The following is a 12,876-nucleotide window of genomic DNA, read 5'->3' as shown; positions in this document are numbered from 1 at the left end:
ACCCCGGAGGAGTTCCGGAATCAGGCCCTCGCGGCCTAGTCGCTATTTAGGGCGTCCAAGATTTGGGACGCAGTTCAGATGTTGTTCTAGCGGGCTATTTGCGTTTAGGCGCTGGTGGCTAAATTATGCCTATCAATCTTTACGTCCAAAAAGGTTATCGGCTTCATCGTCAGGCATATATTCCAGTACATCGCCCGGTTGGCAGTCGAGTGCCCGACATATCGCGTCAAGAGTTGAAAAACGTATGGCAGAAACCTTGCCCGTCTTAATGCGTGACATATTGACCTGGGAGATGCCCACGCGTTCCGCAAGCTCTTTGGATGAGATCTTGCGTTCGGCGAGCATGCGGTCAAGCCGCAGAATAATCATGGATTCCTCCTAGAGCAACTCGTCATCTTGTTTTTGCAGGATATACCCGTAGCGGAAGATGCTGGCAATCAGGCAAATAATCAGGCCTGCAAAGAGCATGGAGGGCTCGAATAACTGGCCGGCGAACGCATCCGTAAAGCTGCCGCCAAATCCTAAGAGTATCATTCCCGTGATTACGGCACCAAGAAGCCTCACGGCAACGCCGCCGATAAGGAATAAATGTCCTACTCGACGAAGTGTCTGGTTACATTCAAGGTCAAAGGGCCTGCCTTCCTTTTCAATGTTGAAGAAAAGCCTGCGCACGCTTATCGCGATGGTAAGCGCGAGGCATGTTATCAAGAGGCTCCCTATGGCAGTGTGGCCATCGTGTGCGACGAGCATAAGTGGGGCCTGCGCATCGGTACCGACAATAGCCAGGCACGGCCCTTCGCCGGCTTGAAGTTCTACGGATTGGAGGCACGACCCTTGGGAGAGGCCGGGCAATATAAGTAGAAGGTCAATCGCAATGACTGCGAGGAGTCCCAGAGCGAGCGCTGTGGTAATGCAGATTGTGGCCCATTTGCAGATGCGAGCGAGCTTCCTCAGTTTGGCTATCGTCTGTTCGCGGCTGATGGTTTCATTCGATATAGATGCGTTTCGGTAGACCATAACCTCTCCAATCGGCGTTTTGGATGATACTTGTATCATATCAAAATTAACGATAAACGATAAATAATTACGTATACTGAGTAAGTAATGATTGAAAACGATTAGCGTGAGCTATTAGCTCATTTTGGATGCCGGAGTTTGGCGTTCGGGGGATGAGGACAAATGCCAAAAACTTCCCGTGATCGCGCAAGCGCTCCATCGCGCTTCCCTAATTCATCTGGGAAAACAACTGCAAACGATTGCAAGTAACCGGTGAACGGTCGAAAACTACCGTTCACCGATAATCTCAAAACTGGTTCTAACTGGTATTAAGTCAAAAAGACCAATTCACATATCTTCACAATGACCTGCAATTTTTCTTCACGCTATTTTTAGCCGCCCTGCGTTGTTTAGACACAGGAAAAGATCCGATCTTTTGCCAAAGCATTTCGAAACGGTTTCAAAACCGCAGGTAGAAGTGTTAACGACCGGTAAACGGTCGATTTATCACCGTGAGCGGTGCAAAAACGTTTTACCGTATGAATCAAGGAAAGCGACCTCTTCTGGGGTGATATAGTGACAACAACACGTCACGTGGTTACTACCAGTTTAGAAACCACTGGTCTTCAAAGAACGCTTTCCAAGAAGCTTTAAGGGCGAGCGCCCGCTGGCTTCCGAAAATCATCGGACTCAGATTGTACACACCTTCGGAAGGGAAATTTGAATGGTTGGCTTTATTCTTACCGGTCATGGACAGTTCGCACCCGGCCTTGCAAGCGCTATCGCGATGGTTGCCGGCGACCAGCCTGCTTTTACCGTCGTTCCTTTTGAGGGCGACCAGGCCGCATCCTACGGTGAGGATCTCCGCGCCGCTATTACCGCCATGCGCGAGGAGTGCGATGGCGTGCTCGTCTTTACCGACCTGCTTGGCGGCACCCCGTTCAACCAGTCGATGATGATTGCCCAGGATGTCGACAACGTCGAGGTTCTGACTGGCACCAACCTTCCCATGGTTATTGAGCTTCTGTTCCTCCGAGGCAATGCCACGCTCGCCGAGCTTGGCGAGCAGGCCGTGACCGTTGGACAGACGGGCGTCACCGCCCAGACGGTCGCATCCGTTGCCGGCTCCGAGGAAGAGGATATCTTCGGCGACGAGGACGGCATCTAATGGCCGATTTCGGAGCCAACGTCCTGAGCTCCTCGGTCGCCCTTTTAGGCCTGCTTGTCATCATGGGCTTGATTTACACCATCTGGTCGCAAATCAACATGAAGAAGAAGCAGAAGTACTTCAAGGAGCTGCACACCGAGCTCAAGCCGGGTCAAGAGGTTCTTTTCGCCGGCGGTATCTACGGAACCGTCAAAGGCATCGAAGGCGAGAAGGTCCAGATCAAAGTCCGATCCGGAGCCGTCGTAGATGTTTCGCGTTACGCGATTCAGGAGATCAAGTAACTGTCGTCAGCAAATAACGAAAGGAAGCTGATCAACATGGCAGAACCCAACATTCTTCTTACCCGCATCGATAACCGACTGGTTCATGGTCAGGTTGCCACCCAGTGGAACTCCACCCTGGGCTCCAACCTCATCCTCGTCGCCAACGACGACGTGGCGTCCAACACCATGCGCCAGAACCTCATGAAGATGGCCGCTCCCGCCGGCGTCGCTACGCGTTTCTTCTCTCTGCAGAAGACCATCGACGTCATTGGCAAGGCGAGCCCGCGCCAGAAGATCTTCATCGTGGCCGAAACACCGGAAGACGTGCTTACGCTCGTCAAGGGCGGTGTGCCTATAAAGAAGGTAAACATCGGCAACATGCACATGTCGGAAGGAAAGCGCCAAGTCGCCACCTCCGTCGCAGTTAACGACGAGGATGTCGCTGCGTTTAAAGAGCTGCAGGAATTGGGGGTGGAGTTGGAGATCAGGCGCGTTCCGAGCACGCCTGTTGAGGACACGAGCAAGCTCTTCTCGTAATCCTCGTGATCCACGTTGTCAGGAGTGAAACCCTGACGTTCTGTACGTGAAATCCAAAGTGCGTACATACATTTTGAAAGGAGGAGCAAGATGGAATACTCGATCATCCAGATCGCTCTGGTCTTCGTCGTCACGTTCATCGCGGCAATCGACCAGTTTGACTTCCTCGAGTCTCTCTATCAGCCCATCGTCACCGGCGCCGTCATCGGTCTTATCCTTGGCGACCTTAACACCGGTCTTCTCGTGGGTGGTACCTATCAGCTCATGACGATCGGCAACATGCCGATCGGAGGTGCTCAGCCGCCTAACGCCGTCATCGGCGGCATCATGGCAGCCATTCTCGCTATCGCCACGGGCCTCGAGCCCAACGCGGCAGTCGGCCTCGCCATTCCGTTCGCTCTGCTTGGCCAGCTTGGCGTTACCCTGGTCTTCACGCTTATGTCCCCGCTTATGTCCACGGCCGATAACATGGCTCACAACGCGGACACCAAGGGCATCGAGCGCCTGAACTACTTCGCCATGGCTCTGCTCGGCCTGATCTTCGCTGTCGTCGTCACCCTGTTCTTCATCGCTGGCGCTACCATCGGTCAGACCATCGCTTCTGCCATCCCGACTTGGCTGCAGACCGGTCTCTCCGCTGCAGGCGGCATGATGCGCTTCGTCGGCTTCGCCGTCCTGCTCAAGGTTATGATGAACCGCGATATGTGGGGCTTCTTCCTCATGGGCTTTGGCCTCGCGCTCATCACCGTTGCCAACGATTCGCTGGCAACCCCTGCTCTGCTCATCCTCGCTCTCATCGGCTTCGGCATCGCTTTCTGGGACTTCCAGCAGCAGACCGAGCTGAAGGGTGCAGCTGTTTCTGACGGAGGTGACTTCGAAGATGGCATCTAATGAGTATGTGATCCCGGAGCACTACGAGGATCTCACTCCTGCTCCGCAGCTCGACCAGAAGACCCTCAACAAGATGGCTTGGCGCTCCTGCTTCCTGCAGGCATCGTTCAACTACGAGCGCATGCAGGCCGCTGGCTGGCTTTACTCCATCATCCCCGGTCTGGAGAAGATCCACACCAACAAGAACGACCTCGCGGCTTCCATGAGCCACAACCTGGAGTTCTTCAACACCCACCCGTTCCTTGTCACCTTTGTTATGGGCATCGTGCTTTCGCTCGAGCAGAACAAGGTTGACATCCCCACGATCCGCGCCGTCCGCGTCGCCGCAATGGGCCCGCTCGGTGGTATCGGTGACGCCCTGTTCTGGCTGACGCTCGTGCCTATCACGGCCGGCATCACCTCCAACATGGCCATCAACGGCAACGCCGCTGCACCGATCATCTTCCTGGTGATCTTCAACGTCGTCCAGTTCGCTCTGCGCTTCTGGCTCATGAACTGGTCCTACAAGCTTGGCACCAGCGCTATTGACGCTCTGACCGCCAACATGCAGGCCTTCACGCGTGCCGCTTCCATCATGGGCGTCTTCGTCGTCGGTTGCCTGGTCGTCACCATGGGTGGCACCCAGATCAACCTCCAGATCCCCAACGGCACCACCCGTGGTCTCTCCGCTACTACCGTGATCGTCTCCGAGAAGGAGGCCGAGAACTTCACCGGTATGGAGGGCATCGATACCGAGACCGCTGAGGCCGGTACCATCGCCATGACCGATAAGGACGGCAACGCCCTTACCGCTTCCGATGCCGACGGCAACGCTGTCGAGTGCGGCGTCACCGATCTGGGTAACGGCATGGAGTCCGTGACCTACGGCACCGTTACCGAGGATCCGGTCAACTTCTCTGTTGCCGACACCCTCAACACCATCGTCCCGAAGCTCGTCCCGCTTATGCTTACGCTGCTGCTTTACTACATGTTCGCTAAGCACAGCTGGACCCCGACCAAGGGCATTCTCCTGCTCTTCGTCCTTGGCATCCTGGGCGCTGGCCCGCTTGGTCTCTGGCCGAGCATCTGGTAAGGCTCTAGCTTGAGGGGTGTGTCCCTACGCGGCTCACACCCCGACCCCTTAAGCCATGTGTATGTTAAAAGCCGCGTGCTCGAAAGAGCGCGCGGCTTTTGTTTTCTTAATGATTCGGGTGTGGCAGACAGATAATGCATAACACCCTAGGTAGTTAGCCGAATTCGAGCAAAAGGGAGGATAGGATGGCGATCGGAGCGCGTAAGCAACCGCTGTACGATCAGCTGGTCGATATTCTGACCGAAAAGATTGACCATGAATATCGCGCCGGTGACATGATTCCTTCCGAGCGCGAACTTTCGGAGCGCTATGGTCTCTCGCGCACTACGGTACGCCTGGCTCTGCAGGAACTGGAGCGTTTAGGACTGGTGGTTCGGCAGCACGGTCGCGGTACCTTTGTGACCGACCGTTCGGCAAAAGCAACCAATCTTATGCAGTCCTACAGCTTTACCGAGCAGATGCGCGCGATGGGTCGAGAACCCGAGACCACGATTCTCGAGTTTTGCGAGATGGAGGCCGATAAGAATCTGGCCGAGCATATGGGATTGCGCATCGGTGATCGCATTTTTAAGCTCAAGCGTCTTCGCTCTGCCGACAACATGCCCATGATGGTCGAACGCAGCTATCTACCGGTTCGTCAATTTCTGTCCCTAAAGCGACCGCTGCTGGAGCGTAAGCCGCTTTACGATGTGATTGAGCAGGACTTTCAGCAAAAGATTCGCGTGGCCGAAGAGGAGTTCTATGCGAGCATAGCCCGTCCCACCGATGCCCACCTTTTGGGAATTGTCGAGGGCTCGCCTGTGCTCGATTTGGTCAGGACTACGTATAACGAGTCAAACGAGGTAGTGGAGTACACACTTTCGGTTGCTCGTGCCGATCAGTTTAAATACAAGGTTTACCACCAGCGCAGTAACTAGTGCTCGCATCGTTTCCATATGGTGATTCTTTGCATTTAACTGGTTACTACCAGATAACCAACCGAAGTGTATAATTGCACGTCAGAGGATTACTTCTAGAGAGAGGTATTAGAAATGTTCGAGAAGAGTGTCGAGGAGCTCACCGAGCTCGGCGCCCAGATCACCACGGCCGAGATTGCTCAGCAGCCCGAGCTTTGGCGTGATACGCTCAACATCTATCGCGAGAACAAGGAGGCCATCGAGGCCTTCCTGGCCGAGGCTCGCGCTATGGGCGAGGGTCGTCTGTCCGTTGTCTTCACCGGTGCCGGTACGTCCGACTACGTTGGCGATACCTGCGCCCCGTACCTGCGTCACGCTGGCAACACTGATCTCTACGACTTTAAGCCCATCGCCACGACCGACATCGTGAGCGCCCCGCGCGACTTCCTGCGCGCCGAGGATCCCACGCTCGTGGTTTCCTTTGCCCGCTCTGGCAACAGCCCCGAGAGCCTTGCCGCCGTTGCCGTTGCCAAGGAGCTCGTCCACAACGTCAAGTTCCTCAACATCACCTGCGCTCCCGAGGGCAAGCTTGCCGTCGAGTCTGCCGATGATCCCAATGCGCTGACGCTGCTCATTCCGCGCGCCAACGACAAGGGCTTCGCCATGACCGGTTCTTATTCCTGCATGACCCTGCTCTCCACCCTTATTTTCGACACTGCCTCTGACGAGCAGAAGGCCGAGTGGGTCGAGACGATTGCCAAGATGGGCGAGGAGGTCATCTCCCGTGAGCCCGAGATCGCCGATTACCTGGCTGGCGATTTCAACCGCGTGACCTACTTGGGTTCTGGCTCCTTCGGTGGCCTTGCTCAGGAGAGCCAGCTCAAGATCCTCGAGCTCGCTCACGGTCTGGTCGCTACTTCCTACGACACCTCCATGGGCTATCGTCACGGACCTAAGTCCTTCGTCGACGATAAGACGCTCGTCTTCGTGTTCGTCAACAACGACGCCTACACCCGTCAGTACGACATCGACATCCTCAACGAGATCGGTGGCGACGAGATCGCTCAGCACACCATCGCCGTTCAGCAGGAAGGTGCCACCGTCTATGAGGGTGAGTCCTTCACCTTTAAGGGCTACGAGGCACTTCCCGAGGGTTACCTTGCTCTGCCGTTCGTGATGTTTGCCCAGGCTATCAGCCTGCTCAACTCCGTCCGCGTGGGCAACACGCCCGATACGCCGAGCCCCACCGGCACGGTCAACCGCGTGGTTAAGGGCGTGACGATTCACCCCTTCACCGCTTAATCGCGTCCCCCTGTAAGGGCGCCCGTCCGCTCATAACGGCGGGCGGGCGCTTTTTGTTTTACGTGAGCTGGGTATAAGCATTACCACAGTCAACTGCTTTAGAAGCGAGGAGTGCATATGAGCACGTACGCAATTAAGGCTGACAAGTTCTTCTTGCCGGCAGGCCCGCAACTGGGCGGCTATCTTATGGTCGAGGATGGCGTTTTTGGCGCCTGGCAGGCCGACGAGCCCTCTTGCGAGATTAAGGACTACACGGGATCGTGGATCGCACCGGGTATGGTCGATACTCACATCCATGGCTTCTACAACCACTCAACTACCGATAACGATCCCGAGGGCATCGATATCAGCTCAACCGAGCTCGCCCGTCGCGGTACCACCAGCTGGCTGCCCACGACGTTCACCGATGGCGTCGAACAGATCAAGGACGCCTGCGCTGCTATCGCCAAGGCGGACGAGGGCCGCGGCCCCGACTTCTGCGGTGCCCGCATTCAGGGCATCTACCTGGAGGGCCCCTTCTTTACCATGAAGCACGTGGGCGCGCAGAACCCCGCTTACCTGATTGACCCCTCCGAGGAGGTTTTCGACCAGTGGCAGGAGGCTGCGGGCGGTCGCATCGTTAAGAGCGCCATGGCCGCCGAGCGCGACGGTGCCGCTGCTTATGCGGCTGCCCTGAACGCCAAGGGCGTGGTGACCAGCATCGGTCACTCCGACGCCACCTACGATGAGTGCATCGCCGCTATCAATGCCGGTGCCAGCTGCTTTACGCATACCTATAACGGCCAGCGCGGTCTGCATCACCGTGAGCCCGGTGTCGTGGGTGCTGCCATGTCCACGCCCGAGACCTACGCCGAGATCATCTGTGACGGCAAGCACGTAAACCCTGCCGCCATCAAGGCACTGCTGCAGGCAAAGGGCTGGCAGCACACGGTGCTCATCACCGACTGCCTGGGCTGCGGCGGCATGCCCGAGGGCAGCTACACCAGTGGTGGCATGGACGTCATCATGAAGGACAACCTGTGCTGGCTCGCCGACGGCAAAAGCATTGCCGGCTCGGTGCTCACGCTTGCCCAGGGCGTCAAGAACATTGTCGATTGGGGCATCGCCAGCGCTGATATCGCCATTCGCATGGCAACCGAGGTGCCGGCTCGCTCTGCGCACATCGAGGATAAGTGCGGCAGCATCATGCCGGGTCGCGACGCCGACTTTGTCGTGTTCGACCATGAGCTCACCCTCGTCGAGACGTATGTTGGCGGCCAGAGCGTCGGCAACGCCTTTACCGATTAACGATAGAAAAAGACGGCGGGCCCGAATCTGCTCGGACCCGCCGTATGGGTTAAACGCTCAAAAGCACCTTAACAGTTACAGCTTGTTAACGATCTTCTTTGCCGTGCGCTTGACGCCGGCCACAAGACCCCCCGCGGGATGCTCCTTTTCGTATGCTAGACGCTTCTCGCGCTTGGCGTACTCTTCGACGATGATGTCGCCATACTCGTCTTCGATCTTGTCGAAGAAGTCGACGGCGCCCTTAATTTCCTCAGCGGTCGGGTGTCCCTTCTGGACGCCGCCGGTGAGTTTGAACGGCCCCCACGTATCAAAGCCGGGACAGCCGTAGACGCCCATAAAGATGGCCTGCCTCATGCGGCAGATGCCATCGATATCCTTGCCGTACCACTTGTTTTTGCCACCGTAGGTCATAAGGCCAAACACCTTGTCCTGCGGCTGCAGCACGTTCGTGAGCACGCGTGCCATGTCCTTGTCGATCTCGGAGTAATAGATGCCCGTGGCGACACCGATCAGATGGTATTCGTGCAGGTCGGGGTACTCGTTTTTACCGAGTGACTTCACGTCGAGGGTATCGATCTCGGGGTGCGCCTCGACGATGGCGTCCACGAGCTTTTTCGTATTGCCGTGGTGGTGTGAGGCATAAAGGATGATGGTTCGCATAAGAAGGCCTTTCAGCTGTAATTGCATCAATGTCTGTATGGTACCCCGTTGCATGGCTGGGAAACCGGACGCATCGATGAACGTGCGGGTTTGTCCTTTGGTCAGGGCCGAGACGGGTTCTTGCGAGCAAAAAGCAGTTGTTCGAAAGGATGGACAATGGAATACGCTCTCTCCAACGATTCGATTTCTATCAAGGTCTCCACGGCCGGTGGTTCGTTTACCTCGATTGAGGCTGGAGGTCGCGAGTACTTGTGGCAGGGCGATCCCGCCGTGTGGTCCGGCCAGGCACCGATTTGCTTCCCGATTTGCGGAGGTTTGCGCGATAACAGTGCCATGACGTTTGCCGGACATCATGTGAAGCTCGCCCGCCATGGGTTTGCGCGCAAACAGGAGTGGAAGCTGCTGAGCCAGAGCGAGAACGAGCTGGCGATGTGCCTGGCTTCGGAGGATAACGCCGCGCTGCTGAGCGATTATCCGTATCCGTTTAAGCTTGTCGCCCGCTATACGCTCGAGGACGCCGCCGTGCGCGTCTCCTATGAGGTTACCAACGAGGGCACCGAGGACATGCCTTTCTTTATCGGTGGACACCCCGGCTTTAGGTGCCCGCTCGATGAGGGCGAGGCCTATACGGACTACGAGTTGCGTTTTGAGAAAGACGAGGCTGCTGAGCTTTGCGCTGCCGTCCCCTCGACTGGCTTGATTGACGTGACCAACCGCTCCAAGAACCCCATGGTGGGAAAGACGCTGCCTCTGTCACATGAGCTCTTCGATTTTGCGGAGACCATCTTTGACGTGCTCGAGAGCCGTCAGGTCACGCTTTCCAAAAAGGGCGAGGACAAGGGTGTTCGCCTGAGCTTTGAGGGCTTCCCGTACCTCATTGTGTGGAGCAAGCCCGAGGGTGATTTTGTGGCAGTTGAGCCCTGGGGCGGTCTTTCGACCTGCTCCGATGAGGACGACGTGCTTGAGCACAAGCGCGGCTGCCTTATCGCCAAGCCCAAAGAAACCATCGTGCGCTCGTTCACAATCGAGATTCTGTAGTCGCATGTAGCCAATTCGTTTTGCAAGGCATAAGGAGCCTGCGAGATAAGGAGCTAGAAATGATCCTCACCGTTACGATGAACCCGTCCGTCGATACGCGCTATCAGCTCGATGAGCTCATTATCGACGACGTCAACCGCGTGACGCCCGAAAAGACCGCCGGCGGTAAGGGCCTCAACGTGGCCCGCGTCCTGGGCCAGCTGGGCGACGATGTCGTGGCAACCGGCTTGCTTGGTGGTCATATGGGCGCCTATATGGCCGAGCTCATGGATGCTAACGGCATTAAGAATGATTTTGTGCCCATCAAGGGCGAGACTCGCATTTGTCTCAACATCCTCCACGCCGGCAACCAGACCGAGCTGCTCGAGAGCGGCCCGACGATTGCCCCCGAGGAGCTCGATGCCTTTACCGCCAAGTTCGCCGAGCTTGCGAGCAAGGCCGATGTCGTTACCATCTCGGGTTCGCTGCCCCGCGGCGTCGAGGCGGGCTACTACGCTAAGATCACGGGCATTGCAGAGAACGCCGGCGCCAAGGTGCTGCTCGATACCTCGGGCGCCTCGCTCGAGGCTGCGCTCAAGTCCGAGGTCAAGCCTGAGCTGGTTAAGCCTAACCTGACCGAAATTAACGGCCTTCTGGGCACGAGCTTTACCACCGACGATGTGGACGAGCTCCGTTCCGCGCTCGCCTCTGACGCCCGCTTCTCCGATATCCCCTGGGTCGTCGTATCTATGGGCGCTGCCGGCTCCGTTGGTTTCCATAACGGCCGTGCGTTCCGCGCCAAGACCCCCGATATCCCCGCCGTTAACGCTACGGGCTCTGGCGATTCGACCATTGCCGGCTTCGCACATGCGATTGCTGCCGGAGCCGACGACGAGACGGTGCTGCGTACCGCCAACACCTGCGGCAAGCTCAATGCCATGGATCCCATGACTGGCCACTTGGTTATGGATCGTTGGGACGAGGTTTACAACGGCGTTGTCGTGACCGAGCTGTAGGAGCTTGTGCTGCGGCCCCGGCATCGGTTGCTAGCTCATGTCGACGACAGGTGCAGTAGCATTATGCCGGGGCGCGACGCCGACACTGTCGTGTTCAATCCCGACCTTACCCTGGTCGAGACGCATGTGGGTGGCAACAGCGTCGGTAATGCGTTTGCCGAGTAGCCGCCAAAGAAACGATCCGAGAGGGGATTTAGATGATTTACGGTGCATTGGGCGATATCGAGGAGTACCGTGGAATGCTCAAGGGCCTCGACGTGCTGATCGATTGGCTCGAGGAGAACGATCCGGCGAAGCTCGAGGTCGGCAGCCATCCGATTCTGGGCGACAAGGTCTTTGCGAACGTCATGGCTCCCACGACGCGTCCCGAAGCCGAGGCTCACTATGAGACGCATCAGCGCTATCACGACCTGCAGATCGACGTCGAGGGTCGCGAGGCCTTTAAGGTTGCCACGGGCAGCCTGACGCTGGTCCAGGAGTTCGACGAGAAGGACGACTACGATCTGGTCGATTCCGACGCCTCGATCGCCGGCGATCTTGCTGACGACAAGTTTGCGCTGTTTGTTGCCGGCGAGCCTCACATGCCCACGCTCGAGTTCCCGGGCGATGGCGCGCAGCCGGTCAAGAAGATTTGCTTTAAGCTGCTTGCAGATGCTTACTGGGAGGAGTAGCGCGCTGCTCGGCTGAGCTGTTCGTGTTGCGAGCGTTATCCCTTGGGGGAGCTCGCTTGGGCCCCGCTGAACGCGGTTCCTTTGGGGATTGCGGTTGGCGGGGCTTTTGTTGAGTAGGAGAGTTTCCGGCGGCGTTGTGCTTGGATTGGCGGAAGCGCGCCCGAAATCAGCAACAAAAAAGCCGCCCGAAGGCGGCTATCTTGTGCAATGGAGCCAGCGACCGGGCTCGAACCGGTGACCCCCGCTTTACGAGAGCGGTGCTCTACCAACTGAGCTACGCTGGCGGCCATGTGATGGCGCAACTGAGGCGTCAACGGCTGTCTATGATACGGGACATCGCAAATCCGCGCAAGTGTTCTGACGGCTTTTCTCACTTTAAATGCACTAATATTAGAGGCGTGATGTCTGCGGCGTCCATCTGGCGCTTGACCAGCTGTTGAGTTGGTGGTCGACGTCCCGCTCGTATGGGTCTCAAACAGAATGGGGCAGCCATGGCTCAACCCAAGATCCTTCTCACACGTATCGACGACCGTTTCATTTACGGACAAGACGTTGAGCTGTGGAACGAAGCCGTGGGTTCCAACCTTGTCCTAATCGTCAACGATGAGATCGCGGCAGATTCGCGCCAATGGGCACCCATGAGGGTGGCGGCGCCAGAAGGCGTTTGGACGCGGTTTTTCTCGGTACAAAAGGCCATCGACATCATTCATACCGCAACGCCTCGCCAATTGATTCTGATCATGGTGGCCTCACCCTCCGATGCGCTCGCGCTGGTTAAGGGCGGTGTGCCAATAACCAAGATTAGTATCGGCCATATGCGGGCGGGGGAGGGCAAGCGCTCTGCAACGCCTGCCGTTGCCGTAGGCGATACAGACATCGCCGCCTTCAAAGAGTTGCAAAAGCTCGGTATAGAGCTAGAAATCCGCCATCTCCCCAGTTCCGCCCCCGATCCCATCGGCAATCTGTTCAACTGATCCCTTGGGGACGGAGGAAAACGGATCATTTTGCCCTTGCGAGGGACGCGTGCGATGCCGCCTGTTAAAAACTATGCCCATTTACTACGTTTGATCGGCTATCGCCGAGCATGTCGAATTTGAGAA

15 protein-coding genes and 1 tRNA gene are annotated in these 12,876 nt (G+C 57.0%); 12 read left to right on the top strand and 4 right to left on the bottom strand.

Annotation, left to right across the window (positions count from 1 at the left end; genetic code table 11):
- Positions 1-132: 132 nt before the first annotated feature.
- Together ACRX4W_RS07000 and ACRX4W_RS06995 are read right to left on the bottom strand one after the other, a co-directional pair.
- Positions 133-369, bottom strand: a complete 237-nt coding sequence (locus tag ACRX4W_RS07000) for a helix-turn-helix domain-containing protein (protein WP_117847904.1) — start codon at positions 367-369, stop codon at positions 133-135.
- Positions 370-378: 9 nt separating this feature from the next.
- Entirely contained in the window at positions 379-1,017 is a 639-nt protein-coding gene (locus ACRX4W_RS06995) for a hypothetical protein (protein WP_432299786.1), read from the bottom strand.
- 703 nt (positions 1,018-1,720) lie between these two features.
- On the opposite strand from ACRX4W_RS06995, the gene ACRX4W_RS06990 reads away from it, so the two are divergent.
- The 8 genes from ACRX4W_RS06990 to nagA all read left to right on the top strand — a co-directional run bounded on the left by ACRX4W_RS06990 (position 1,721) and on the right by nagA (position 8,412).
- Entirely contained in the window at positions 1,721-2,164 is a 444-nt protein-coding gene (locus ACRX4W_RS06990; RefSeq protein ID WP_035137680.1) for a PTS sugar transporter subunit IIA, read from the top strand.
- A complete protein-coding gene (gene yajC / locus ACRX4W_RS06985) occupies positions 2,164-2,445 on the top strand; it encodes a preprotein translocase subunit YajC (RefSeq protein ID WP_022094612.1) in 282 nt (93 codons plus the stop codon). The genes ACRX4W_RS06990 and yajC overlap by 1 nt, the downstream gene beginning before the upstream one ends.
- Positions 2,446-2,481: 36 nt before the next feature.
- On the top strand, positions 2,482-2,964 hold the full coding sequence (gene agaV, locus ACRX4W_RS06980; RefSeq protein ID WP_022094611.1) for a PTS N-acetylgalactosamine transporter subunit IIB: 483 nt from the start codon (positions 2,482-2,484) through the stop codon (positions 2,962-2,964).
- 90 nt (positions 2,965-3,054) lie between these two features.
- On the top strand, positions 3,055-3,855 hold the full coding sequence (locus tag ACRX4W_RS06975) for a PTS mannose/fructose/sorbose/N-acetylgalactosamine transporter subunit IIC (RefSeq protein ID WP_022094610.1): 801 nt from the start codon (positions 3,055-3,057) through the stop codon (positions 3,853-3,855).
- Positions 3,845-4,927 (top strand): PTS system mannose/fructose/sorbose family transporter subunit IID, encoded by a 1,083-nt coding sequence (locus ACRX4W_RS06970; protein ID WP_055251210.1) that lies wholly within the window; start codon positions 3,845-3,847, stop codon positions 4,925-4,927. The genes ACRX4W_RS06975 and ACRX4W_RS06970 overlap by 11 nt, the downstream gene beginning before the upstream one ends.
- Before the next feature lie 185 nt (positions 4,928-5,112).
- Entirely contained in the window at positions 5,113-5,844 is a 732-nt protein-coding gene (locus ACRX4W_RS06965; RefSeq protein WP_022094608.1) for a GntR family transcriptional regulator, read from the top strand.
- Between the two features lie 114 nt (positions 5,845-5,958).
- The gene (locus ACRX4W_RS06960) at positions 5,959-7,125 is read left to right on the top strand and encodes an AgaS family sugar isomerase (protein WP_035137674.1); all 1,167 of its coding nucleotides are present in this window, start codon (positions 5,959-5,961) and stop codon (positions 7,123-7,125) included.
- A 117-nt stretch (positions 7,126-7,242) separates the two neighbouring features.
- Positions 7,243-8,412 (top strand): N-acetylglucosamine-6-phosphate deacetylase, encoded by a 1,170-nt coding sequence (nagA, locus tag ACRX4W_RS06955; RefSeq protein WP_117847910.1) that lies wholly within the window; start codon positions 7,243-7,245, stop codon positions 8,410-8,412.
- A gap of 75 nt (positions 8,413-8,487) precedes the next feature.
- On the opposite strand, the gene ACRX4W_RS06950 is transcribed toward nagA, so the two are convergent.
- Entirely contained in the window at positions 8,488-9,072 is a 585-nt protein-coding gene (locus ACRX4W_RS06950; protein ID WP_225093927.1) for a flavodoxin domain-containing protein, read from the bottom strand.
- A gap of 156 nt (positions 9,073-9,228) precedes the next feature.
- Between ACRX4W_RS06950 and ACRX4W_RS06945 the strand changes: the two genes are divergently transcribed.
- The 3 genes from ACRX4W_RS06945 (at position 9,229) to ACRX4W_RS06935 (ending at position 11,776) form a co-directional block, all read left to right on the top strand.
- Positions 9,229-10,110, top strand: a complete 882-nt coding sequence (locus tag ACRX4W_RS06945; protein ID WP_117847913.1) for an aldose 1-epimerase family protein — start codon at positions 9,229-9,231, stop codon at positions 10,108-10,110.
- Positions 10,111-10,169: 59 nt separating this feature from the next.
- Positions 10,170-11,105, top strand: a complete 936-nt coding sequence (locus ACRX4W_RS06940; RefSeq protein WP_432299781.1) for a hexose kinase — start codon at positions 10,170-10,172, stop codon at positions 11,103-11,105.
- A gap of 197 nt (positions 11,106-11,302) precedes the next feature.
- On the top strand, positions 11,303-11,776 hold the full coding sequence (locus tag ACRX4W_RS06935) for a NanQ anomerase/TabA/YiaL family protein (RefSeq protein ID WP_117629886.1): 474 nt from the start codon (positions 11,303-11,305) through the stop codon (positions 11,774-11,776).
- Between the two features lie 208 nt (positions 11,777-11,984).
- Here the strand turns inward: ACRX4W_RS06935 and ACRX4W_RS06930 are convergent.
- Positions 11,985-12,060, bottom strand: a tRNA-Thr gene (locus ACRX4W_RS06930).
- A gap of 207 nt (positions 12,061-12,267) precedes the next feature.
- On the opposite strand from ACRX4W_RS06930, the gene ACRX4W_RS06925 reads away from it, so the two are divergent.
- Positions 12,268-12,750, top strand: coding sequence for a PTS sugar transporter subunit IIB (locus ACRX4W_RS06925; protein WP_432299779.1), 483 nt, complete (start codon positions 12,268-12,270; stop codon positions 12,748-12,750).
- The last annotated feature ends 126 nt before the right edge of the window (positions 12,751-12,876 follow it).

Source organism: Collinsella aerofaciens, assembly GCF_964283865.1.
Lineage (GTDB): Bacteria > Actinomycetota > Coriobacteriia > Coriobacteriales > Coriobacteriaceae > Collinsella.
Note: the sequence above shows the minus strand (reverse complement) of the source record. Positions and strands in the feature narration are given on the sequence as shown.

What these genes read in the sequence shown, in the direction of transcription:
- nagA (WP_117847910.1), top strand. Translation starts at nt 7,243, where the DNA reads ATGAGCACGTACGCAATTAAGGCTGACAAGTTCTTCTTGCCGGCAGGC.
- ACRX4W_RS06935 (WP_117629886.1), top strand. Translation starts at nt 11,303, where the DNA reads ATGATTTACGGTGCATTGGGCGATATCGAGGAGTACCGTGGAATGCTC.
- agaV (WP_022094611.1), top strand. Translation starts at nt 2,482, where the DNA reads ATGGCAGAACCCAACATTCTTCTTACCCGCATCGATAACCGACTGGTT.
- ACRX4W_RS06965 (WP_022094608.1), top strand. Translation starts at nt 5,113, where the DNA reads ATGGCGATCGGAGCGCGTAAGCAACCGCTGTACGATCAGCTGGTCGAT.
- ACRX4W_RS06975 (WP_022094610.1), top strand. Translation starts at nt 3,055, where the DNA reads ATGGAATACTCGATCATCCAGATCGCTCTGGTCTTCGTCGTCACGTTC.
- ACRX4W_RS06925 (WP_432299779.1), top strand. Translation starts at nt 12,268, where the DNA reads ATGGCTCAACCCAAGATCCTTCTCACACGTATCGACGACCGTTTCATT.
- yajC (WP_022094612.1), top strand. Translation starts at nt 2,164, where the DNA reads ATGGCCGATTTCGGAGCCAACGTCCTGAGCTCCTCGGTCGCCCTTTTA.
- ACRX4W_RS06950 (WP_225093927.1), bottom strand. Translation starts at nt 9,072, where the DNA reads ATGCGAACCATCATCCTTTATGCCTCACACCACCACGGCAATACGAAA.
- ACRX4W_RS06970 (WP_055251210.1), top strand. Translation starts at nt 3,845, where the DNA reads ATGGCATCTAATGAGTATGTGATCCCGGAGCACTACGAGGATCTCACT.
- ACRX4W_RS06990 (WP_035137680.1), top strand. Translation starts at nt 1,721, where the DNA reads ATGGTTGGCTTTATTCTTACCGGTCATGGACAGTTCGCACCCGGCCTT.
- ACRX4W_RS07000 (WP_117847904.1), bottom strand. Translation starts at nt 369, where the DNA reads ATGATTATTCTGCGGCTTGACCGCATGCTCGCCGAACGCAAGATCTCA.
- ACRX4W_RS06945 (WP_117847913.1), top strand. Translation starts at nt 9,229, where the DNA reads ATGGAATACGCTCTCTCCAACGATTCGATTTCTATCAAGGTCTCCACG.
- ACRX4W_RS06940 (WP_432299781.1), top strand. Translation starts at nt 10,170, where the DNA reads ATGATCCTCACCGTTACGATGAACCCGTCCGTCGATACGCGCTATCAG.
- ACRX4W_RS06995 (WP_432299786.1), bottom strand. Translation starts at nt 1,017, where the DNA reads ATGGTCTACCGAAACGCATCTATATCGAATGAAACCATCAGCCGCGAA.
- ACRX4W_RS06960 (WP_035137674.1), top strand. Translation starts at nt 5,959, where the DNA reads ATGTTCGAGAAGAGTGTCGAGGAGCTCACCGAGCTCGGCGCCCAGATC.